Annotated in this window: 24 protein-coding genes; 17 read left to right on the plus strand and 7 right to left on the minus strand. The window is 40.9% G+C overall.

The genetic code is table 11. From position 1 onward, the window contains the following. Positions 1-51: 51 nt before the first annotated feature. Together fadA and fadB are read right to left on the minus strand one after the other, a co-directional pair. The gene (fadA, locus tag H5158_RS18710) at positions 52-1,221 is read right to left on the minus strand and encodes an acetyl-CoA C-acyltransferase FadA (protein ID WP_149983177.1); all 1,170 of its coding nucleotides are present in this window, start codon (positions 1,219-1,221) and stop codon (positions 52-54) included. 4 nt (positions 1,222-1,225) lie between these two features. Next, the gene (gene fadB, locus H5158_RS18715; RefSeq protein WP_182740622.1) at positions 1,226-3,385 is read right to left on the minus strand and encodes a fatty acid oxidation complex subunit alpha FadB; all 2,160 of its coding nucleotides are present in this window, start codon (positions 3,383-3,385) and stop codon (positions 1,226-1,228) included. 194 nt (positions 3,386-3,579) lie between these two features. Here fadB and H5158_RS18720 point away from each other — a divergent pair, with 194 nt between their 5' ends. The 14 genes from H5158_RS18720 to H5158_RS18785 all read left to right on the plus strand — a co-directional run bounded on the left by H5158_RS18720 (position 3,580) and on the right by H5158_RS18785 (position 14,188). Continuing rightward, positions 3,580-5,466: a transglycosylase SLT domain-containing protein gene (locus H5158_RS18720; RefSeq protein ID WP_182740623.1), complete on the plus strand. Its 1,887-nt coding sequence runs from the start codon at positions 3,580-3,582 to the stop codon at positions 5,464-5,466. A gap of 88 nt (positions 5,467-5,554) precedes the next feature. Beyond that, complete coding sequence (gene pepQ, locus H5158_RS18725) at positions 5,555-6,877, plus strand: Xaa-Pro dipeptidase (protein ID WP_182740624.1); 1,323 nt, start codon at positions 5,555-5,557, stop codon at positions 6,875-6,877. A gap of 68 nt (positions 6,878-6,945) precedes the next feature. Further along, positions 6,946-7,560, plus strand: coding sequence for a YigZ family protein (locus H5158_RS18730; protein WP_182740625.1), 615 nt, complete (start codon positions 6,946-6,948; stop codon positions 7,558-7,560). A 51-nt stretch (positions 7,561-7,611) separates the two neighbouring features. Beyond that, positions 7,612-9,063 carry a TrkH family potassium uptake protein gene (locus H5158_RS18735; protein WP_182718503.1) on the plus strand — a complete coding sequence of 484 codons (1,452 nt, stop codon included), beginning with the start codon at positions 7,612-7,614 and terminating at the stop codon, positions 9,061-9,063. A gap of 54 nt (positions 9,064-9,117) precedes the next feature. Beyond that, positions 9,118-9,798, plus strand: coding sequence for a flagellar brake protein (locus H5158_RS18740; protein ID WP_182740626.1), 681 nt, complete (start codon positions 9,118-9,120; stop codon positions 9,796-9,798). 452 nt (positions 9,799-10,250) lie between these two features. Beyond that, positions 10,251-10,463, plus strand: coding sequence for a calmodulin (locus H5158_RS18745; protein WP_182718501.1), 213 nt, complete (start codon positions 10,251-10,253; stop codon positions 10,461-10,463). A 77-nt stretch (positions 10,464-10,540) separates the two neighbouring features. Further along, positions 10,541-10,759, plus strand: a complete 219-nt coding sequence (locus tag H5158_RS18750; RefSeq protein WP_145241750.1) for a calmodulin — start codon at positions 10,541-10,543, stop codon at positions 10,757-10,759. Positions 10,760-10,907: 148 nt separating this feature from the next. After that, entirely contained in the window at positions 10,908-11,120 is a 213-nt protein-coding gene (locus H5158_RS18755) for a calmodulin (protein ID WP_145241754.1), read from the plus strand. 182 nt (positions 11,121-11,302) lie between these two features. Next, positions 11,303-11,896 (plus strand): DUF998 domain-containing protein, encoded by a 594-nt coding sequence (locus H5158_RS18760; RefSeq protein ID WP_182740627.1) that lies wholly within the window; start codon positions 11,303-11,305, stop codon positions 11,894-11,896. An 88-nt stretch (positions 11,897-11,984) separates the two neighbouring features. Continuing rightward, positions 11,985-12,404 carry a GNAT family N-acetyltransferase gene (locus H5158_RS18765; RefSeq protein ID WP_310736237.1) on the plus strand — a complete coding sequence of 140 codons (420 nt, stop codon included), beginning with the start codon at positions 11,985-11,987 and terminating at the stop codon, positions 12,402-12,404. A 14-nt stretch (positions 12,405-12,418) separates the two neighbouring features. Continuing rightward, on the plus strand, positions 12,419-12,889 hold the full coding sequence (locus H5158_RS18770; RefSeq protein WP_182718499.1) for an OsmC family protein: 471 nt from the start codon (positions 12,419-12,421) through the stop codon (positions 12,887-12,889). 506 nt (positions 12,890-13,395) lie between these two features. Beyond that, entirely contained in the window at positions 13,396-13,608 is a 213-nt protein-coding gene (locus H5158_RS18775; RefSeq protein WP_145241758.1) for a calmodulin, read from the plus strand. 84 nt (positions 13,609-13,692) lie between these two features. Continuing rightward, positions 13,693-13,905 carry a calmodulin gene (locus H5158_RS18780; protein WP_145241760.1) on the plus strand — a complete coding sequence of 71 codons (213 nt, stop codon included), beginning with the start codon at positions 13,693-13,695 and terminating at the stop codon, positions 13,903-13,905. A 67-nt stretch (positions 13,906-13,972) separates the two neighbouring features. Further along, the gene (locus tag H5158_RS18785) at positions 13,973-14,188 is read left to right on the plus strand and encodes an EF-hand domain-containing protein (protein WP_182740628.1); all 216 of its coding nucleotides are present in this window, start codon (positions 13,973-13,975) and stop codon (positions 14,186-14,188) included. A 63-nt stretch (positions 14,189-14,251) separates the two neighbouring features. Here the strand turns inward: H5158_RS18785 and H5158_RS18790 are convergent, their stop codons facing one another. The 5 genes from H5158_RS18790 to def all read right to left on the minus strand — a co-directional run bounded on the left by H5158_RS18790 (position 14,252) and on the right by def (position 20,763). Continuing rightward, entirely contained in the window at positions 14,252-16,402 is a 2,151-nt protein-coding gene (locus tag H5158_RS18790) for a TonB-dependent siderophore receptor (protein ID WP_259399464.1), read from the minus strand. A 198-nt stretch (positions 16,403-16,600) separates the two neighbouring features. Then, a complete protein-coding gene (gene trkA / locus H5158_RS18795) occupies positions 16,601-17,977 on the minus strand; it encodes a Trk system potassium transporter TrkA (RefSeq protein ID WP_064668279.1) in 1,377 nt (458 codons plus the stop codon). 17 nt (positions 17,978-17,994) lie between these two features. Next, entirely contained in the window at positions 17,995-19,284 is a 1,290-nt protein-coding gene (gene rsmB / locus H5158_RS18800; RefSeq protein ID WP_182740629.1) for a 16S rRNA (cytosine(967)-C(5))-methyltransferase RsmB, read from the minus strand. Further along, a complete protein-coding gene (gene fmt / locus H5158_RS18805) occupies positions 19,277-20,230 on the minus strand; it encodes a methionyl-tRNA formyltransferase (RefSeq protein WP_182740630.1) in 954 nt (317 codons plus the stop codon). Before fmt ends, rsmB begins: the two co-directional genes overlap by 8 nt. 26 nt (positions 20,231-20,256) lie before the next feature. Further along, positions 20,257-20,763, minus strand: a complete 507-nt coding sequence (gene def, locus H5158_RS18810; protein ID WP_145241766.1) for a peptide deformylase — start codon at positions 20,761-20,763, stop codon at positions 20,257-20,259. Positions 20,764-20,881: 118 nt separating this feature from the next. On the opposite strand from def, the gene H5158_RS18815 reads away from it, so the two are divergent. From H5158_RS18815 to H5158_RS18825, 3 genes are read left to right on the plus strand one after another with little or no spacing between them, the layout of a single operon-like run. Continuing rightward, positions 20,882-22,003, plus strand: a complete 1,122-nt coding sequence (locus tag H5158_RS18815) for a LysM peptidoglycan-binding domain-containing protein (protein ID WP_182718497.1) — start codon at positions 20,882-20,884, stop codon at positions 22,001-22,003. Positions 22,004-22,032: 29 nt separating this feature from the next. Continuing rightward, positions 22,033-23,115 (plus strand): DNA-processing protein DprA, encoded by a 1,083-nt coding sequence (gene dprA / locus H5158_RS18820; RefSeq protein WP_182740631.1) that lies wholly within the window; start codon positions 22,033-22,035, stop codon positions 23,113-23,115. Positions 23,116-23,137: 22 nt separating this feature from the next. After that, a complete protein-coding gene (locus H5158_RS18825; protein WP_182740632.1) occupies positions 23,138-23,611 on the plus strand; it encodes a DUF494 family protein in 474 nt (157 codons plus the stop codon). Positions 23,612-23,672 lie beyond the last annotated feature (61 nt).

Here is a 23,672-nt window from a genome sequence, read left to right on the forward strand (position 1 = left end):
TTATAAATCGACGCGGCTTTTTATCACCAAGGTATTACTTAATACATTTTATTAATCTTGCACACGTTCAAATACCGTTGCGATGCCTTGGCCTAAACCAATACACATAGTGGCTAAACCATAGCGTGCATTTTTATCTTCCATCAAGTGGATTAACGAGGTGCTAATACGTGAGCCAGAACAACCCAAAGGATGACCCAGAGCGATAGCGCCGCCGTTTAAATTCACTTTTTCATCAACTACATCAGCAAGACCTAGGTCTTTTAATACTGGTAGTGATTGTGCTGCGAATGCTTCGTTAAGCTCGGCAACATCGATATCATCAATAGTGATACCGGCTTGCGCTAATGCTTTTTTACTTGCTGGTACTGGGCCGTAACCCATGATTGATGGATCGCAACCTGCAACCGCCATGGCTTTAACACGTGCACGAATTGGTAAGCCTAAAGCTTTGGCTTTTTCTTCGCTCATTACTAACATAGCAGATGCGCCGTCAGAAAGAGCTGAAGACGTACCGGCAGTGACTGAGCCCGATGCTGGGTTAAATACTGGGCGTAGCTGTGATAAGCCTTCTACGGTTGTTTCCGGGCGAATTACTTCGTCATCTTCAACTAAAATCAGTGAGCCGTCTGCGTCATGACCTTCCATTGCAAGAATTTCGCGGCGGAAACGTCCTTCAACCGTTGCTGCATGAGCTCGTTGATGTGAGCGGTATGCAAATTGGTCTTGCTGCTCACGGGTAATACCGTGAATAGTTGCAAGGTACTCTGCGGTTAAGCCCATTGAGCCAGATGCTTGTGCAATTGAAGTTGCTAAGCCTGGGTGAAAGTCGTTACCGTGGGTCATTGGCACATGACCCATGTGCTCAACACCACCAATGATGTAGGTATCACCAGCGCCAGTCATGATTGCGCGAGCAGCATCGTGTAATGCTTGCATTGATGATCCACATAAGCGGTTTACTGTTACCGCTGGCACTGTGTGAGGAATGCCGGCAAGTAATGCGGCATTACGAGCAACGTTAAAACCTTGCTCTAAAGTTTGTTGTACACAACCCCAATAGATATCGTCAATCGATGCTGGATCAACGGCTGGGTTGCGATCAAGTAAGCCCTTCATTAAGTGGGCGCTTAAATCTTCGGCACGCTTATGTTTAAATACACCGTTTTTTGAACGGCCCATTGGCGTGCGGATACAATCTACAATTACTGGAGTATTCATGGTCTTATCCTTCCACCTTATAGAAAATACGGCCTTCTTCAGCCCATTTGCGAGTTTGTTCAGATACTTGGTAAATCGCACCTAGATGAGCGTATTTGTCAGCTGTTGCAACAAAGTTAGCTAGTCCAGTTTGATCTAAGTAACGGAACGCGCCGCCTCTAAATGGAGGGAAACCAATACCATAAATAAGTGCCATATCAGCTTCTTGTGGAGAAGCAACAATGTTTTCTTGTAAACACAGTAGCACTTCGTTGATCATTGGTATCATACAACGGTCGATAATTTCTTGTTTATCAAACTCTTTCGGTGCATCAGTGATTGCACTAAGTAGCTCAACTGCTTGTGGATCTTGAGCTTTTTTCAAGCGACCGCGACGATCCGGAGCATACTGGTAGAAACCCGCCTTGTTCTTTTGACCAAAACGCTTTTCGTTAGCGAATATTGTTACCGGATCTTTTTCGGCACGTGACATGCGCTCAGGGAAACCATCTGCCATCACGCCAGTACAGTGGTAAGCCGTATCAATACCAACAACATCAAGTAAGTATGCAGGACCCATTGGCCAGCCAAATACGTTTTCCATTACTTTATCTACTTTGGCAAAATCAGCGCCTTCAACAACTAATTTACTAAAGCCGGCAAAGTATGGGAATAATACACGGTTTACAAAGAATCCTGGGCAATCGTTAACAACGATAGGTGATTTACCTAACTTTAAGGCGTAATCAACAACAGCGTTAATAGTTTGCTCTGAGGTTTTCTCACCGCGAATAATTTCTACCAGTGGCATTTTTGGTACTGGGTTAAAGAAGTGCATACCACAGAAATTTTCAGGTTTTTCAAGAGCCGTGGCTAATTCATCAATACGAATAGTTGATGTGTTAGACGTTAGGATAGTGCCTGCAGGCATGTCTTTTTCAAGACCGGCTAAAACGGCTTGTTTAACTTTAGGGTTTTCGACAACTGCTTCAACAATGATATCAGCGCTTTGTAAATCGCTATCATTAAGAGTTGGTTTGATTTTACCTAACGTTGCTACCATTTTGTCCATCGCCATATGGCCGCGTTGAACTTTTTGACCTAATAGCTTAGATGCTTCACCCATACCTAAATCAAGCGCATCCTGTTGGATGTCTTTCATTATAATAGGTGTTCCTTTATAAGCTGACTGGTAAGCGATACCGCCACCCATAATGCCAGCACCAAGTACTGCAGCTTGTTTAATTACTACATCACTAGTTTTAGCTTGCTTGCGCGCTTTACCTTTGATGTATTGATCTGCTAAGAAAATACCCGTTTGGGCTGCCGCTTCTGGGGTGCGTGCTAATTTAGCAAAGTTGGCATTTTCAATCGCCATTGCTTCGGCGCGTTCACAGTTTGCTGCTGCTTTAATAGTGCGAACTGCCATAATAGGAGCAGGATAGTGGCCTTTGGTTTTACCCATAACCATACCTTCAGCCATTGCAAAGCTCATACCTTGCTCAACACGGTTCAATTTAAGTGGTTGTAATTTTACTTGTCGCTTAGCTTGCCAATCTAGTTTTCCAGAGATAGCTAATTCAAGCGTTGAAATTCCTGACTCTATAAGTTTGTCAGCACTAACTACAGCGTCAACAGCACCTACTTTTAAAGCATCAGCTGCGCGGTTTTCGGCACCAGAGGTGATCCAAAGCATCGCATTATCAGCACCAACAATGCGTGGTAAGCGAACTGTGCCGCCAAATCCAGGCATGATGCCAAGTTTTACTTCTGGTAGGCCAATTTTAGCATCAGTGCTAGCAACACGATAATCGGTAGCGAGTACCCACTCACAACCACCACCAAGTGCTAAGCCATTTATAGCGCTTAAAGTTGGGAATGGTAAATCTTCTAGCGCGTCAAAAACATCAGTGGCATCTTTGATCCACGTTACTAATTCAGCTTCTGGTTTAGTAAAGGTAGGTAAAAATTCGAAAATATCGGCGCCAATAATAAAGTGTTCTTTATCACTGGTAAAAATCATGCCTTTGATATCACTGTTTGCGGCTAATTCTTTTAATGCAGAGGCGCAATCTTTCAAGGTTTGCTGAGACAAAGTGTTTACAGAACCTGCAACACAAAATTTGAACTCGGCGATATTATCCTTGATGAAAGCAACTTCAAAGGAATCGCTTTTATATAACATTATTATTCTCCCTAGTTAGTGAACTAAGACTGGTACGATGAGTTTGCATTTCAATCAGTGTGCTTGCTTTAAATTAAAAATGCAACGAAAAATTTACTGTGGTGTCTTACTACTGGTTAAAATATAGCTTGTTTGGTGCTAAGGTGTAGGCGAAGTGTTTGTCTTTTATTTACCTTTGAATATTTAAGGTCATCATGAAAAAACAATTTTTAAGTGTAACGGCAGCAGCATTATTATTTCCTTTATTTTCTGCCTACGCTAATACGGAGCATGACGCATTTTTAGATGCTGAAAAAAAAGTCAAATATGCTAGTTATCAAGAGTTTAAGGAAGTCGTTGCACAGCTAGACCATCCATTAAAGCCTTATGTAGAGCAACTCTATTGGCAGCGCCATCCTGATATTGAGCATCAATCTGAAATAGAGCGTTATTTAACTATTTATCAAAGTACGCCTTTAGAGTGGCCGGTGCGCAAAGCATGGCTGCAGAATTTACAAAAGCAAAACCGCAAAGCTGCTTTTATTAATAATTATCGCGAGACTACAAATAGTGAGCTGACTTGCACTTACCTGCAGTATCAGCTTGATTTAGGGGCGCCGGAACAAGCGATAATGAGTCAAGTAACAAATTTATGGACTGTCGGGAAATCACAGCCAGAAGAATGCGATTCACTATTTAATGTTTGGCGTAAAAAAGGTTATATGAGCCAAGAGCAAATATGGCAACGCATTACGTTATCGGCACAAGGTGGCTCGCAAAGCTTACTGCCATACTTAAAAACCTTATTACCGAAAAATGAGCAATACTTGGCTGACTTTTACCGAAAAGTTCGCAGTGATCCCAGTGCAGTAGCAGGAATGTACCGCTATAAGCATAAAACAGTTAAAGAAAGTGAAATTGCACACTATGGAATTAAACGCTTAATTTGGCGAGATAAAACCTTGGCACTTAAGGCGTGGGAAAAGTTAGACAAAATGTTTAACTATTCTGACGAGCAAAAGGCTGATGTTTATTATAGTTTTGCTTTATCGCTGGCATCAAGTGGCCACCCTGAGGCGCGTTTTTGGTTGAGTAAAGTGCCCAAAGATCGCCAAGATCGTAAATTAATGCAATGGCAGTTAGGCAATATGCTAAAAACCCAAGATTGGTCGGGCATTGTGGCGTTTTTTACAGGTAAAGAAAATCTTAGTCTGGGTCAGCAATATTGGTTAGCGTATAGTTTAGAACAACGAGGTGATACACAGCGTGCTAAAGCTATTTGGCAAATAGTCGCAAAAGAGCGTGATTATTATGGATTTTTGGCTGCTGCGCGGTTGGGTTTACCTATTGAGCTCAATAATCAACCATTGTTAGTGAGCGACAAATTAATGCATGAGGTGGCTAATGCCCCTGGTTTTAAACGTGCTAAAGCGATGTATGAACTTGAGCGGTTTACTTCTGCTCGTCGCGAATGGAATTATTTAACAAGCACTTCTAGCGATGAAGAAAAGCTCGCGGCTTCAAAACTCGCAGCAGAATTAGATTGGTACGACAGTACTATTTATACTTTAGCGCAAATTAAGGCATGGGATTATGTAGAGTTACGTTTCCCATTTGCTTTTCAAGATTTATTTGAACGTTATAGTAAACGTAATCATATAGATGTTACTTGGAGCATTGCTATTTCGCGCCGTGAAAGCTCTTTTGCACCTGATGCACGTTCTCATGCTAATGCGCGTGGCTTAATGCAGCTATTACCAAGTACAGCAAAGTATGTAAATAAAAGTACTGTTTCAGGAAACCGTTTAAGTCAACCTAAGACCAATATACGTTTAGGTACAGAGTATTTAGAATACTTAAAAAAGAAAAACCATGGCAACGAAATACTAGCTACAGCCTCGTATAACGCCGGTTACCATAGAATCAGAAAGTGGCTACCAGATGAAGCCATGCCTGCTGAATTATGGATTGAGCTTATCCCGTATCGTGAAACTCGGGAGTACGTAAAAAATGTATTTGCATATCGTCAGGTTTATCACACGCGTTTAGGGCGCGAAGGAAATATATTGGCACCAATATTGGATATGAAGATGGGTGGCTAAGGCACAAGTGCTTTAGCGCATCTGCATTGGGGTTAAACAGGGTCTATGTTAGACTTGAAATAAGTTAAATTTAACAGATGGGTTTTCTATGGATAAATTAGCCGTTTTATATGCCGAACATATTGCAACACTGCAGCAGCGTACTCGTACTATTATTGAACGTGAAGGATTAGAAGGTTTAGTGATCCATTCTGGACAAGCTAAACGTCAGTTTTTAGACGATATGTATTATCCGTTTAAAGTTAACCCGCATTTTAAAGCTTGGTTACCGGTCATCGATAATCCACATTGTTGGATTGTTGTAAATGGCAGTGATAAGCCAAAACTAATTTTTTATCGCCCAGTCGACTTTTGGCACAAAGTGCCAGATGAGCCACGAGATTTTTGGGCTGATTACTTTGATATCGAGCTATTATTACAGCCTGATCAAGTTGAAAAACTATTACCGTACGATAAAGCGAAGTACGCTTATATCGGAGAATACCTAGAAGTAGCCCAAGCGCTAGGCTTTAGCATTATGAATCCAGAGCCGGTGCTCAATTACTTTAATTACCACCGCGCTTATAAAACTCAATACGAACTTGAATGCTTACGCCAAGCTAACCGTATTGCGGTTGATGGCCATAAAGCGGCGCGTGATACCTTTTTTAACGGTGGCTCTGAATTTGATATTCAGCAAGCGTATTTAATGGCTACTCGCCAAAGCGAAAACGAAATGCCGTATGGCAATATTGTTGCGCTTAACGAAAATTGCGCTATTTTGCACTACACTCATTTTGAGCCTCAAGCCCCAAAGGCACATCATTCGTTCTTAATTGATGCTGGCGCTAACTTTCATGGTTATGCTGCAGATATAACTCGTACTTATGATTTTAAAAAGTCGGGCGAGTTTGCCGAATTAATTGCCGCAATGACACAACACCAAATTGCATTGGGTAAAGCATTGAAACCAGGCTTGTTATACGGTGAACTGCACTTAGATTGCCATCAACGTATTGCTCAGGTGCTTAGTGATTTTAATATTGTTAAGTTACCAGCTGCTGAGATCGTTGAGCGCGGTATTACGTCGACTTTCTTCCCGCATGGACTTGGTCATCATCTTGGTTTACAAGTACATGATATGGGTGGTTTTATGGCTGATGAAAAGGGTACACATCAAGCCCCACCTGAAGGTCATCCATTCTTGCGTTGCACGCGCTTGATTGAGAAAAACCAAGTATTCACGATTGAACCTGGTTTGTACTTTATCGATTCATTACTTGGCGATTTAGCGCAAACTGACAACAAACAGTTTATTAACTGGGAAAAGGTTGAAGCGTTTAAACCATTTGGTGGTATTCGTATCGAGGACAATATTATTGTTCACGAAGATAGCTTAGAAAATATGACCCGTGATTTATCGTTAGATTAATTATCAGGTGTTAAAAGTTGGGGCCATATGGCCCCATTTTTTGCTTCATTATTTGGGTTTATTAAAGAATGTCAGAATATAAGTACCCAGCAGCAACCGTTTTTCATCAAGAAGAAATAAAAAAAAGCACCTTTATTGTGCATATCGCTCATACGCCAGATTTAGCCTCGGCAAAAGCGTTTATCCGTGAGATTGAAAGTAAATACAGTGATGCTCGTCATAACTGTTGGGCGCATGTTGCAGGCAATCCAGGTGGTAGTCATGTTTATGGTTTCTCTGATGATGGTGAACCAAATGGTACGGCAGGAAAGCCTATGCTTAATGTGTTAATGGGCTCTGGGCTTGGAGAAATCACTGCTGTGGTTACTCGTTACTTTGGCGGTATAAAATTAGGCACTGGCGGATTAGTCAGAGCATATGGTGGCTCGCTAAATAATGCCTTGGCACATTTAACAACCACATTAAAAGTTCCTAGTGTTGAGCTGGTGGGCTGTAGTGATTACAGCACGCAAGGAGCGATAGAGCAGTTACTAAAAACGCAATATCAAGTACTTAACATAGAAAAGCAATTTACTGCTAATATTGAATGGGTTATCACTATAGATAGCCGCCAAGCCACACAAGCCATAAAAGATATTTATGATTTGAGTCATGGCGCGGTTGAGTTAAGTATTAAAGAGTAAGACAATAGCATTCACGCACTAATCATTACTTAATAAAAAAGCGATAGCTCAATGCAATTTCGTACCATCATAAAAATTCTCGGCCAATTGGTTGTACTGTTTAGTATCACTATGGTGCCGCCGGCAATTGTATCGCTCATTTATAAAGATGGTGGTGGTGTGCCATTTGTCCTCGCATTTATATTCAGTGTAATTATTGGCTTAATTGCTTACTACCCTAACCGCCATGAGCATGGGGATTTGAAAGCACGCGAAGGCTTTTTAATTGTGGTGCTATTTTGGTTAGTTCTAGGGGCATTCGCATCCTTACCGCTGATTTTTTTACAAGAACCTAATTTATCTTTAGCGGATGCGGTATTTGAAGCGTTCTCAGGTTTAACGACTACAGGGGCAACTGTGCTCACGGGCATTGAGTATCTTCCTAAATCGGTATTATTTTATCGTCAGCAATTACAATGGTTTGGCGGTATGGGGATAATCGTACTTGCGGTTGCGATACTACCAATGCTTGGTGTGGGTGGTATGCAGCTGTATCGAGCTGAAATTCCCGGGCCTGTTAAAGACTCCAAAATGACGCCACGTATTGCCGATACCGCAAAACATCTTTGGTATATTTATGTGTCGTTAACTACGGCGTGTACTTTGGCATATTGGGCTGCCGGAATGAATTGGTTTGATGCCATTTGTCATTCATTTTCTACAGTTGCAATAGGCGGATTCTCTACTTACGATGCTTCTATGGGACACTTTGACAGTCCATTAATCAACTTTATTTGCGTGATATTTCTAATCATCGCTGCCGTTAATTTCACCTTGCATTACGCGGCTGTTTCGAGTCGAAATCTCAGGGTGTATATCCGCGACCCTGAGTTTAAAGTGTTTTTGTTTATTCAACTAGCGCTGGTGATTGTGTGTTTTACGGTACTGTCGTCCAATAATATATATGCAAACGGTGACGAAACGCTCGATCAGGCATTATTTCAAGCGGTATCAATTAGTACTACTGCGGGTTTTGCCACCGATAATTTTTCAGCATGGCCGTTGTTCTTGCCTATTTTACTGATATTTTCGAGCTTTATTGGTGGTTGTGCGGGTTCAACCGGCGGCGGTATGAAAGTAGTTCGGGTGTTTTTGCTTTATCTGCAAGGAATACGTGAGCTTAATCGATTAGTGCATCCTCGTGCTATTTACTCTATTAAACTTGGTCGTAAGGCATTACCAGATAAAGTAGTTGAAGCCGTATGGGGATTTTTCTCTGCTTATGCGTTGGTATTTGTCATTATTATGTTAGCGTTAATGGGGACCGGTATGGATAACATAACGGCGTTCTCAGCCACCGCAGCTTGCTTAAATAACCTCGGCCCTGGTTTGGGGGATGTTGCGTCGCATTATGGCGCTATTAGTGATGGCGCTAAATGGCTATTAACCATTGCGATGGTGTTTGGGCGATTAGAGATATTCACCTTATTAGTGTTGTTTACACCGACCTTCTGGCGTGGTTAATTTGTATAAAAGCGATTACTTGTACAAGATGATTTATTTGTAGTTGGAAAGGAAATGGCAAAAACAAGACAACAATTAAACTTAGAAAACCTTGCCTATATTAGTGCTGGTAGCATTGTTGATGTCGAAATCTTAACACCCACAGCCAGCAAACGAGTTAAAACTGAATTTGTTGGTTTATTGCATGAGCGTTTTGTGATCTTAAATTACCCCTCAGCAAAGCGTTTAGGTAACGCGGGGGAATATTTAAAAGATGGTGTTGTGGTGATCGTCAGAGCGGTGCTTGAAAGCGGTGGTGGGCAAGTTATAGCATTTCGTCAGCAGGTTATGTCAGTGTCGTCGCACCCGGCACGGCTTATTTATTTAAACTTCCCAACTGAAGTGCAATTATTTAGTTTACGATCACAAACTCGTATTCCCACATTATTAGCTGCAAAAATAAAGTTTAATGACGAACGCGAGATGCAAGGAGTTATTAAAGATATCTCAGTAACTGGGGTGATGTTTGATGTAAAAAGCAAAGCTGATCTCAGTGAATTAAAGAATACTCAGTGTCATATTATGCTCGATAAAAATAATAAAGGTGTTACTGAGTTTAGCGGACAAATATGCAGTGTTAAAAGCCATGCCACTAGCGCGCAGTTTGGTATTCAACTAACGGCAAGTGAAGACGAGATGAAAACTTTCATGAAAGACCACTTTATTGACCTTTCAGTGCTTGAGCCGCTGGTGTAAATTTGTGCATATTCGCTATTTTGCGACAAAATAGCGGATATACCGTAACCTACCTTAAAGAACTCTAAATTTATTTTTATTGTTATTAATTATCAGTAACATAGATTTTTTATTTATTTCAGTTGCTAGTTTTCAGCTGGTTAATTTCAGCGCCTGTCACTTTTCTTGCCTATAAAAATATAAATACGAACACTGTAAGTACTGATCTGTGTCTTTTCTATTAAACCTAATCAATTGATTTTTATAAACTATATTTTATAGGTGGTTTACGTGTTGCTAAAAAGCAACAAAAAACACCGTAAATAGCCAGTCAAAAGTAAAATTTATTTTTAACGATTTGATTTTAAAGGTTTTTTAAAATGTGGCACCGAAGTTGTAATAGTCTAGTTGTACAGAACGAAAATGTGATTAGCACATCGTTCGAAACCATAAACATTGAAGGAATATTTATTATGAACACATTAAATAAAACGTTGGCACTTATTGCTCTAGCATCTTCTTCAGCCGCATTTGCTGCAACAGACTTTGACACATTAGATGTTGATGGTAATGGCGCAATTAGCCAAAGTGAAGCTTCAGTTGATGCTGAGCTTATGAGCCAATTTGCAGAGCTTGATAGCGACGGTAACGGCGAGCTTTCAAAAGCAGAGTTTTCAAAAGCTTAATGTCGCTTTTTGACAGGGAAAAATGAAAAGGACTTCGTAACACACTATTAATCATCTCAGGTGAAAGGAGATAACCAATGAACATACTAAATAAAGCGATAGTACTTATTGCATTAACCTCTTCATCAGCAGCATTTGCCTTTGAGGCGTTAGACTTCGATACCCTTGATGTTGATGAAAATGGTGTGATCAGTCAAGTTGAAGCCGCAGAAGATGCTGAGCTTTTAAATAGATTTGCAGAGCGTGATACTGACCAAAACGGTGAGTTATCAAAAGAAGAGTTTTCAAAAGCTTAATAACCTAATACTGAGTTTATCCTGAGTTGCCAAAGACAACCTAAGTGGGCAGGGAACCCATGATAAAGGATAACAAGGAAGACTTTACTCGCATTGAAAACCAGTATTGAGACAAATTTTTTGATAGTACATTGAAGGAATATTAATTATGAACACATTAAATAAAACATTAGCACTTATCGCACTGGCATCTTCATCAGCGGCGTTTGCTGCTACCGATTTTGATACGCTAGATGTTGATGGCAACGGCGCAATCAGCCAAAGTGAAGCATCGGTTGATGCTGAGCTTATGAGTAAATTTGCAGAGCTTGATACAGACGGTAACGGTGAGCTCTCAAAAGCTGAGTTCGCAAAGGCCTAATTATAGCTTCCGCCTACAAGGAATTTTAAAAGGACTTTTACATTGATTACGTTCAAAAGCAGCCAATACCCCCGGGCTGCTTTTTTTATGCCTGTGTGCTTCCTGTGCGGTTAAGTATATTATTTACAACATAAATACATCAGCTTATTATCGTGGTATTAATTTATACATGGAAGTTGCTAATGTTAGAGATTATTAGTTTATATTCAGCACTAAGCGCGAGTATATGGATTGTTGCTGGGGTGTATATCGCTGGTAGGTGTTATCCAAACTATAGTCATGCAAAGCAATTTTGCAGCGAGCTCGGTGCTGCTGGCAGTCCCACGGAAAAACTATCCCCGCTTATTAATAACTATCCTCTTGGATTACTATTTTGTTTATTTGGTTGGTATGTCGTACAACTGGAAAATACCGCTATATTAATTACGTTGGTCGGTTGGCTTGTCATGATTCATGGTGTGGGTACCTGGATTGCTGGTTACTTCCCTATGGATGCGGATCCTAATACTAAAAACCCTACTTTGAGTTGCCAAATACATTCTTGGGCTGGCTTGGTAATGCTGCTGTCTTTGCTGATTGCGCCAATTTTTGTTGCTGTAAGTTCATATACCAGTATTTCATTTCGGCTTTTTTCAATTTTGTGTGTGTGTATTGCCTGTTACTTTTTAGTTTTGTTGACGCAAGCATTTAAGCAAAAAGGCAGTGTAGGCACTTATCAACGATTAGCTTATGGTGTGCAGTTGTTGTGGTTGAGTGCATTTTCGTTGGTGCTGTAATTTAATTTTAGATTTCAACAGTAAGTGTTGCTTTGTAAAACGCTTAAGCAAAGATGAATTAGATATTGAATGACGGAGATTAGGCTTAGTGAAAAGTGTTAGCTATACCGTGGAACTGAGCTGTCCATCTTTAGAAGAATTTTGTTTATTAAGAGAGAAAGTCGGTTGGGGTAAAGTTAACGCTGATCTGGCGAATACTAGTTTAAACAACTCGTTATTTCATGTAGTGATCCGACAGGAGGGGCTACTTGTTGGTATGGGTCGTGTAATAGGTGATGGTGGTTTATTTTTTTATATCCAAGATGTTGTTGTCGATCCTGACTTTCAAAGGCAAGGTATTGGTGCGTTGATTAAGGATAATATAGAAATGTATTTGGCTGGGGCAGCAAAAAAAGATGCAACCATCGGACTGCTCTCAGCCAAAGGTAAAGAATCTTTTTATGCTCGTTACGGATATTTTAGTAGGCCGGATAAAATTCTGGGCTGTGGGATGTGTAAATTTACTTAGGATGAAAAATTTCAATGTCTGAATATGTAGCAAGTGTTGTGTGGTCTCGCCAAGCAGAAGAGTTGTTTATCGATAATAAATATAGCCGAGGTCACTTGTGGCAATTTGATGGTGGGGCAACTATTGCTGCATCCTCCTCACCGCATATCGTGCCACTGCCATATTCTGTGGCAGAAAGTGTCGACCCCGAAGAGGCATTTATTGCGTCATTGTCGAGCTGCCATATGTTATTTTTCTTATCTATTGCGGCAAAAAATAAGTTTATAGTTGATAGCTATCAAGATGATGCCGTTGGTTTGATGCAGCGCGCTAGTGATGGGCGTATGTCGATGACTCAAGTAACTTTAAAACCATGTGTGAAGTTTGCCGAAAATGAGCAACCTAGTGCAGAGCAATTAGAAGAAATGCATCACCAGGCTCATGAGTTATGTTTTATCGCCAATTCGGTGAAAACACATATTGTGATTGAAATTGTTGGTGCTTAATTAAATTGTAAGAATACCTAGAGCAGTTAAAACTGCAATATCGTTGCTATTGTTTCGCATAATGGCAACAAAACACGAATTTTCATAAACTAACTGCGTTTTTATTTTTTACTTACCAAAATAAATTTAATTTCTCCTTACAATTCAGATTGTTAATTTATGAAAAAAATTTAATTTTTATCAGTTAAAGTTGCTGTTCAGTTGCGGTTAGGGTACTCATCTTTGAAAAAAACACTATTATCAGCATAGTTTCTCGAGTTGTGTCATTTTTATAACTATTAACCATTTGATTTGTATGGTTTTATAGGTTAACGCATAAATCTTGTTGCTAAACTGCAACAGAATAGTCCTTCTAAATTCCACGAAAACATCAAAATAAAATATAACCTCATGATTTTTAATGATAATAAATTGTTGGCACCGAAGTTGTAATACTCTAGTTGTCTTGAACGAAACGGTGATTATCACTTAAGTTCACAACCATAAACTTTGAAGGAATATTTATTATGAACACATTAAATAAAACATTAGCACTTATCGCATTAGCTTCTTCATCAGCAGCATTTGCAGGTACTGACTTTGACACCTTAGATGTTGATGGTAGCGGCACGATCAGCCAAAGCGAAGCGGCAGTTGATGCAAAATTAATGAGCCAGTTTGCTGAGTTAGATACTGATGGTAATGGTGAGCTTTCAAAAGCTGAGTTTTCTGAAGCGTAATCGCTTATTTTCACACAAGGATCTTTGCAAAGGACCTGCGCATTTGATTAAGCAAGCACACTAAATTTTGGAAGGAAGATAATTATGAACACATTAAATAAAACATTAGCACTTATCGCGTTGGCATCATCATCAGCTGCTTTTGCAGCAACTGACTTCGATACTCTTGATGTTGATGGCAATGGTGTAATCAGCCAACAAGAAGCATCTGCTGATGCGACTATTTCAGCTAAGTTTGCTGAGCTTGATACTGACCAAAACGGTGAGTTATCAAAAGAAGAATTTTCAAAAGCGTAATTTCAGTTTCCACAAACAGGGATCTCTGAAAAGGATTTCTTTCTTTTAAATTATTAGGAATAACACTATGAAACATATTAATACAGCACTTGCTATTTTTGCCTTAGCGGCTTCATCAACTGCGTTTGCAGCAGTTAGTTTTGACACATTTGATACTGATGGAGACGGCGTGATCAGCCAAAAAGAAGCATCAGTAAATGCACAATTAGTTGAAATTTTCTCTGATTTAGATACTGATAGCAATGGTGAATTGTCAAAAGAAGAGTTTGCCAGAGTACAATAAAACGTACAGCACAGTACCAAAAAAGCAGCTTCATTAAGCTGCTTTTTTGGTTAACTTGAATGGTTATAAGCTGTAGTCAAATTGCAGTGAAAATTTTCGCGGGTTACCATAGCGGTATTGATTATAAAAACCGATTTGGTTGTAATAAGTTTTATCAAATAAGTTATCAATATTTACGCTAACAGACACTTGTGAGTTAATTTGATAACTACTCATAAGGCTTGCGATGCCATAACTTGATTGCTCTACTTCAACTTGACCGTGAACTGGGTTTTTTACTTCATCATAGCTGCGACTTTGCCAGCGATAACCGCCACCGACTTTCAACCCTGTTAACAGGTGATCTAATTTATAAGTGGTAAATAACTTAAATTGATTTTTTGGGTTTGTGCTATTGAGGATGTCACCTTCGGGCGTTTCACCTTCGCTATAAGTGTAGCCAAAATAGCCATTCCAACTATCAGTAAATGCACCATTAAGTTCAAACTCAAGCCCTTGGGTGACCGTACCATCAATTGGTTGATAAATTGCCTGAAGAGTGTCTGGAATTGTTTCGCCAGTGTATTCGCCCACATTGTCTTGCTGAATTTCAAAACCCGATAGTGCAATGTCTAAACGCTCGTCCAATAATGAGGCCTTGATACCTAGCTCATAATTTTGACCTTGAATTGGGTCAAGGTAATTACCATTTTTATCGACGCGGCTTTGCGGGGTAAATATATCGGTGTAGTTAGCATAAAGTGCCCAATTATCTGCCAAGCTATAAGTAGCACCTAAATAATTGGTCAGCTCGTTATCTAATTTATAATCATGTTGGCTGCCAAAGTTATCTTGATTTGTTTGCCATTGATTTAATCGGCTTCCTAAAACCAATGAGAGTGAATTTGTTAGATTAAGTTGTGAAGCAAAGTACAAAGCATTTTGCTCTGTTGTGCCATAAGAGCCAAAGGCGGGTGTAGCTTGCCAAGTTGGTTTTGGGTAGTCATAGTTTGGGGCTGTAAAATCGCCGATGATTTCTGCCTCTTCTTGCCCCGGGAAGTAGGGGGTTGTAAAGTCTTGCTCTTGGCTATTGTAACCAAACATGACTTGGTGGCTTTGATTTAACCAGTTAAATCTACCGGTAAGCTCTATCTCGTAGGTGCGCTGAATCCGCTTGGCATCAATATAATTTACTGAACCGGGCATCATGCCTATATTCGTTTGTGAGTCAGGGTTACCTGTCGCCCAAAAAACATCGTAATGTAGGTCATTATTACCATATATATAGCTCGCACTTAGCTGCCAATTAGCATTGAAGTAATGATCAATACTCATAAAGCTATTCAATGCTTTAGTTTTTGAAGATGACCAATTTGGCGCTGTGGATGTTTCTCTATCATAGTTTGTTCGGGTGCCATCGCTATAAAAAATAGGTAGTCCACCCGACATCGTGCCTTTTGGGTCTGTGGTTTGCGTATCAACAGCAAAAGTTAATAGGGTACTATCAGTTAGGTCAGCTTCGATAATACCGTATAATGTGGTTTTTTCTTGGCTGAACCTGTCTTGATATGATTGCTGATCTTGATAGGCGAGTACGGCACGCGCACGCACGGTTTCACTGCTATTTAAACTACCCGATGCATCAACCACACCACGATAGTTTTGCCAAGAACCAACCGTTGCAGAAATATTTACTTGGTTATGCACAGTAGGGCGCTTACGTATTAAGTTAATTGCTGCTGATGGATTACCTGCACCGAGCATTAACCCTGTGGCACCACGGACAACTTCAATCCGCTCATAAATAGCAGTATCTGTTAAGTTATCGCCGTAATTAAATCGGGTATCATAAGTAGTTGCTATGCCATCATATAAAATACTGGTAACACTGATACCGCGCGCTGAAATTGAATATTTACCATTATCGGCCTCTCTTGCATTGATGCCGGTTACGCTGGTGATGGCTTCAATAGCACTATTTAATTGTTGATCGGCCATAAATTCACTGGTGATAGCGATAGCTGATTGCGGAGTTTGCAAGTGGCTGAGATCAAGCCCTGTTGCTGAGTTCATTGCACTGACTTTGTAGCCGCTATCTTGCTGGCCCACTATGGTTAGTTTTTCAATGTCGTTTTTAGCTTCGGCATTTGCATTTGTTGATAGTCCACACACAAGAATACCAATAACACTGCAATATGTAACACAAAGAGGGGTGTTTAAAGTTGGGTGTATCATTTGAAGAAATCCATTTATATTAAAAAATGTGAAATTAACTTCTCACAGAAAGAGAAAACGCTTGATTATCAAACAGCGTGAGAGTAATGGATTTGGGTACGGAAGTAAATGCTTTTGAGATTGATTTTCATTTGTGTTTATTGGGGTGGAAATTCACCTTTCGATACAGTTGCTTTGTGTCGAAAGGTGAGGAGTAATTTAGAGAAAGATAGCGCTAACTTGGAACAGTTTTTCAACTACGTTGATATGCTTTTTATCGATCAAGAACATAATGACGTGATCGCCTGAGTGAATTATCGTGTCGTCGTGGGCAATGAGTACATCATCATTACGGACAATCGCGCCAATCGTGGTACCTGCAGGCAGCTTAATATCAGCAATTGCACGGCCGACAACTTTAGAGGTATGTTCGTCGCCATGGGCCACAGCCTCAATGGCTTCTGCTGCGCCTTTACGTAATGAATACACATTAACAATATCACCGCGGCGAACATGGGTAAGCAGGGCAGAAATCGTGGCTTGCTGTGGTGAAATGGCAATATCAATTTCGCCACCTTGCACTAAATCAACATATGCGCCGCGCTGAATAAGCACCATGGTTTTTTGCGCACCCATGCGTTTAGCGAGCATGGCTGACATAATATTAGCTTCATCATCATTAGTTACCGCGATGAATACATCAACTTGTTCGATGTGTTCTTCTGATAACAACTCCTGATCTGACGCATCACCACAAAACACCACTGTATTATCAAGCATTTCTGATAACTGCTCAGCACGTTCTTTATTTCGTTCAAGCAATTTTACGCTATGATTCTTTTCCAGAGAGCGAGCAAGCCCAGCGCCAATATTACCGCCACCAGCAATCATAATTTTTTTGTATGAACGCTCTAATTTCTGTAGTTCATTCATTACTGCACGAATATGTTTGGTGGCAGCGAGGAAGAACACTTCATCATCCGCTTCAATTACTGTAGTACCCAGTGGTTTGATTGCTTTACCTTGGCGGTAAATCGCAGCAACACGAGTTTCAACATTAGGAATATGCTCTTTTAATGCTGACAATGCATAACCGACTAACAATCCGCCGTAGTAAGCTTTTACCGCCACCAGCGAGAGCATGCCATCGCCAAACTCTAAAACTTGTAACGCGCCAGGATAATCAATCAAGCGACGAATATACTTAGTCACTAGTTGCTCTGGAGCAATATAGTGGTCAACAGGTAAATCATCGTTTTGAAAGAGCTTTTCGCGGTACTTTAAGTATTGCTCAGAACGGATCCGAGCAATTTTAGTCGGCGTATTAAAAATACTATACGCGACTTGGCAAGCGACCATGTTCACTTCATCTGAACTGGTTACTGCGATGATCATATCGGCGTCTTCCGCACCGGCGCGGCGTAATACATCAGGGTGGGCACTATGACCTGTAACACCCTGTAGATCGTATTTATCTTGTAACTCACGTAATCGGTTGCCATCAATATCAACAACCGTGATTTCGTTTTGTTCACCTACCAGGTTTTCAGCGAGTGTACCGCCTACTTGTCCTGCACCGAGTATGATTATTTTCATGGTTTACTAAAAGCTTCTTATGAGTGTGTTTTTATAAGCTTGGCATAATAAAATCCGTCACTCTCACCAGGCTGTAACTGCAGCCCAGGGTTGCTTGGGGTATCGTTATCATGTAGCGGGATATGTTCAACATCGTTATTATTTGCTAAAAATTTAGCGACTTGCTGTTGGTTCTCTTGTGGTAATACTGAGCAGGTTGCATAAATTAGCGTGCCACCTGGTTTCAATAATGGCCAAATGCTATTGAGAATATCGCCTTGGAGTGTCGCCAGATCATTGATATCTGATGCACGACGTAGCCATTTGATATCTGGGTGACGACGAATAACACCCGTTGCAGAGCAAGGAACGTCTAATAGAATACGGTCAAACTGTTGCTCATCCCACCATTTGTGTGGTTGCGAAGCATCGGCACATTGTAAATCAGCGCCTAAGCCAATTCTTTCAAGGTTTTGCTTTACACGTTCAAGGCGGGTGGCATCGCTATCAAGTGCCAGTACATCAGCATCTGCGAGTTCTAGAATGTGACAGGTTTTACCACCGGGTGCTGCGCAGGCATCTAAAATATGCTCGTCAGCTTTTGGATCTAACAAGCGTGCCGCAAGCTGTGCTGCTGCATCTTGTACTGAACATGCGCCGGTGTCGAATTCAGGCAACGAAAACACATCGCGCGGTTTATCCAGCTTAATACCATCAGGGAAATCAGGATTGAGTGTATGTTCAATGTCATTAGCAGTGAGCATTTCGCTATATTCAGCGGTGCTATATTGCGCTTGGTTAACACGCAACCACATTGGTGCTTGCTGCTGGTTCGCTTCTAGTAGAGCTTGCCAAGAGTCAGGGTAAGCTTCAGTTACTTGTTTGATAAACCAGTTTGGGTGGTTGTATAAACACACTGGTATTTGCTTGGCTTTTTCTTCAAGCTCTACTTGCTGGCGCTGAAAGCTGCGTAAAATAGCGTTGATCAAGCCTTTTAAACCCAATGCGCGCAGTTGTTCTAATGCATTAACCGTTTCGCTAATTGCTGCATGCGGTGGAACCCGCATATGTTGTAGTTGGTAAATGCCCACATACAGTAAGAACTGGAATATACGGCGCTTACCTTTAAGTGGCTGCTCAACTAAATGTTGACAATAATTTTCTAAACTTGGTAAATAACGCAGTACGCCGTAACAAATTTGCTGTAATAACGCTTTATCTTTAGGTGGTAAACCTTGGCTGGCAAAAGGCAGCTCTTGATTTAATGAGGCGCCTTTATCAACCACGTTATATAAAGTTTCGGCTGCAATCGCCCTGACATTACTCATTGTGTTCGCCTATTCGTGTGCCAGGAGTTACCCAGTCTGCTCGACCATTTAAAAAGTCAGTAATGGCCATTGGCTTTTTACCTTGTGGTTGTACTTGAGTGATATTAAGTGCGTTAGTACCACAGGCAATCACAATGCCGTGTTTATCGCTTTGTAATACCGTTCCTGCCGTGCCTTGCTGGTCAACAACATTAGCTTGATAAACTTTTACAGTGTGTTCACCCATTTGAGTAAAACAGACCGGCCATGGATTGAATGAGCGGATATTACGCTCTATTTGCGCTGCGTCCATCGACCAATCAATATTTGCTTCGTCTTTAGATAGCTTTTTAGCGTAATTGGCAAGCTCGTCATTTTGTACTTGCGGGGTAATTTCGCCATTAGCTAACTTAGTAATGGTGTCTATTAGTGCGCTTGGGCCTAAATCGGCAAGCTTAGCGTATAAACTTGCACTTGTTTCAGTGGCGGTAATAGGGCAGCGGCTAATATGCAGCATGTCGCCGGTATCTAGGCCTTCATCCATTTGCATTATGGTGACGCCAGTCTCTTCATCGCCGGCCCAGATAGCGCGTTGAATCGGCGCGGCACCACGCCAGCGCGGTAAAATTGAGCCGTGTACATTTAAACAACCAAGCCGTGGCGCCTCTAAAATTGCTTTTGGTAACAGTAATCCATAAGCGACCACGATCATAAGGTCAGCATCTAAGCTGCTTAGTTCAGCCAGAGCGTCGTCACTTTTTAATGAGGCAGGTTGGAACACTGCTAACTCATTTGCCAGTGCTAGCTCTTTCACTTCACTGGCTTTGAGTTTTTTACCGCGCCCTGCTGGACGGTCGGGTTGGCTATACACGCCAACAATTTGATGCTCTGAGTCGATAAGAGCTTGTAAATGGCGCGCAGCAAAGTCTGGCGTACCGGCAAAAATAATGCGTAATGGTTGTGTCACTGAACTTCCTAATTATTACTAAGGTATTATTGCGCTGCTAACTTAGCTTCTTTTTCAAGTTTTTTACGAATACGTTGGCGCTTTAACGGTGATAAGTAATCGATAAATAGTTTACCCTGTAAATGGTCAAGCTCATGCTGGATGCAAATTGCTAATAGCTCATCAGCATCTAAACTAAACTCTTCGCCATTTTCGTTTAATGCGGTCACTGTTACAGTTTCTGCGCGGTCAACTTTTGCATAAGAGTGTGGCACAGATAAACAGCCTTCTTCACTTACCGTGGTGCCATCTTGTTTAGTGATTGTCGGGTTGATCAATACTAACGGTTCATCACGTTCTTCTGATACGTCAATGACCACAATACGTTGATGAATATCGACTTGAGTCGCAGCTAATCCAATGCCGTTTTCATCATACATAGTTTCCAGCATGTCTTTTACAATTTGGCGAATTTGGTCGTCAACTTGCACCACTTCTTTTGCTATTGTACGTAAACGCTCATCTGGAAATCTTAAAACTTCTAACCTAGCCATAGTAACCTTTTTCACTTGTGCTTAATTTAGGGTATTGTATGCTCTTATTTTAGCCATTCGCGTTCACCTTTAACAGGTTTTGGTTGATAATAATGAAAAAACACCACAAGGAAGCTCAATGAAATACCCATTACTCGCGGCAATGTTGGCATTAAGTGCTACTTTCCCATCCTTAGCAGATGTATTAACTATAAAAAAAGATGCGCCTAAACAATACGTTGTGAAAAAGGGCGATACACTTTGGGATATTTCAGGAGTTTATTTGCAAGAGCCTTGGCAGTGGCCGGAACTTTGGCAAATGAATCCACAAATTAATAATCCACACCTAATTTACCCAGGGGATGCACTGTCTTTAATCTACGATGAGCACGGTAATCCACGTTTGGTGATTAATCAGGGTTATAAAAAGCTTTCTCCACATGGTCGAATTGTGCAAAAAGGTAAAAATGCGATCCCTACGTTACCTCTTGAGCTGCTGCGTCCTTACCTAACCTATGAGCAAGCACTAAATGCTGAAGACATTGCCGATAAACCTTATATTTTAGGTGCCAATGTCAACACTAAAATGAATACCGAAGGCCATATAGTTTATGTTAAAGGTGAGCTGAAATTACACGAGTCATACGCTATTTACCGCAACGGCGAAGCATATGTTGATCCGCAAACGAACGAAGTGTTGGCTAATAAAGCACAATTAGTGGCGGTGGGTCGTGTATTTAGAAAAGGTGATATTGCCAATGGTGTACCTGCTTCAGTTAAAGTTGAACAGGTAAAGAGAGAAATCAAAGCGGGTGATTTTTTAATGCCTGCGATAGAAGGTCAGCTATTACCTGCGTATTTTAATATTCACCGTCCTGAGCAGCCAGTGCAAGGTGAAATCATCGCATCAGTGAGTGGATTACGAGAATTCAGCACAATGGATATTGTAGTGCTAAACTTAGGGTCAGAGCAGCAAATTAAAGAAGGCCATATTTTAGATATTGAGCGTCAATCACCGACTGTTTTTGATGGTCGCAATGGCCCACGCTACAAAGAAGATTCAAATAGCCTTGAAAAGTTAGTAACAAACGCCAACGAATTTTTTGGCGTTGAGGCAGATGCCGACACGACTGTGTGGCATATGCCAAAAGAACAGGTCGGTCAGCTAATGGTGTTTAAAGTTTATAAAAACGTTAGTTATGCCTTAATCGTAAAAAACCAGCACCCAATCCGAGTCGGTGATTTTGCAGTTATAAATTAATTCAGGTTTGAGTGCTCTAAGGAGGGAGCATGAAAGATTCATCAGGCAAGCTAACCCATTGGCTTGCCTTTTATTTATGTAAAGGCTTAGGTGTTAAAACCTTATTGGCATTGGCACAAAAACTGCCATTAGATGATTTGTTTGAGCTGACTCACGATCAGCTTACCGGTCATGGTTTAAGCCCGCAGGTCGCCACTAATTTACTAGCAACCGATTGGCAGCAAGTTGACTATTATCAACAGATAATTGTTAACTCACAGATAACCGCAATTGATTACTTCGATCCTCACTATCCACCATTATTAAAAGAAATTGCTAGCGCGCCTTTATTGCTATTTTGCCGAGGCAATTTAGAGTTATTGACCAGTCCGCAAATCGCTATTGTTGGAAGCCGCAATGCCACGCCAATCGGTTTAGAGATCGCCGCTGAATTTGCTCATCAACTCACTGTGGCTGGATTAACGGTAACTTCCGGAATGGCGCTTGGTATTGATGGTGCTGCCCACAAAGGAGCGCTGGCGGGCAATGGTAAAACCATTGCAGTGCTTGGTACTGGAGTGGATGTTTATTATCCTAAACGGCATAAGTTACTCACCGATCAAGTATCCGAACGGGGGATGTTGGTGAGCGAGTTTTTACCCGGTACAGCCGCTAATGCTAATAACTTCCCAAGACGTAATCGTATAATATCTGGTTTGTCATTAGGTGTGTTGATTGTCGAGGCTGAAATAAAAAGCGGTTCGCTTATCACCGTGCGTTATGCGCTGGAGCAAAACAAAGAAGTTTTTGCAGTGCCTGGTTCAATTAAAAATCCACTCTCTGAAGCCAGTCACTTTTTAATTAAACAAGGTGCAAAGCTGGTGGAAAATGTCAGTGATATTCTCGACGAAGTGAGCTTTTTCTGCGAAAACAGTCTATATACTATAGAAGAAGCAACGGTTGATGAACCTGCCTGCGAAATACTAAACAGTGTTGGTTTTGAAGTAACAGCTGTTGATTTAATTGCTCAGCGTAGCCAGTGGCCAATAGATAAAGTGCAAGCACGTTTACTTGATCTTGAATTGGAAGATAGAGTAGAGCGTGTATTAGATGGCTATATTAGAGTTCGATAAGCTTAGTGTGGAGGAAAGTAACATGTTCGATATCCTCATGTATCTGTTTGAAAACTACATTCACAGCGAAGCCGAAGTCTTTGTTGAGCATAATGAACTCACTGACGAATTATTACGTGCCGGCTTTAATAAGCCCGAAATATACAAAGCACTTGATTGGCTTGAGCAGCTTGCTGACTTGCAGCACAGTGATGAATTCCCTTATTTAAACCGCCTCCCACAACATGCGATACGTATTTTTACCGATAGTGAATGCCACATGCTGAGCGTAGAGTGTCGGGGCTTTTTAATGTTTTTAGAACAAGTCGGAGTGATCAACAGCGCAACGCGTGAAATGGTTATGGATCGTTTGTTCGCATTAGATAAAGCTTATATATCACTTGATGATTTAAAATGGGTGGTACTTATGGTGTTGTTTAATGTGCCAGGCTCAGAGCAAGCTTATGCACAAATGGAAGAACTTATTTTTGATGAGCCAGCAGAGGTAGTACATTAAGCAAGTACTGCGCTTGTATCTTTAATTAGTTTGGGTATATTAGGCGAAAATTAGTCAGCTG

It is taken from the genome of Pseudoalteromonas sp. SR45-6 (assembly GCF_014163545.1).
In the GTDB taxonomy this organism is placed as follows: Bacteria; Pseudomonadota; Gammaproteobacteria; order Enterobacterales; family Alteromonadaceae; genus Pseudoalteromonas; species Pseudoalteromonas rhizosphaerae.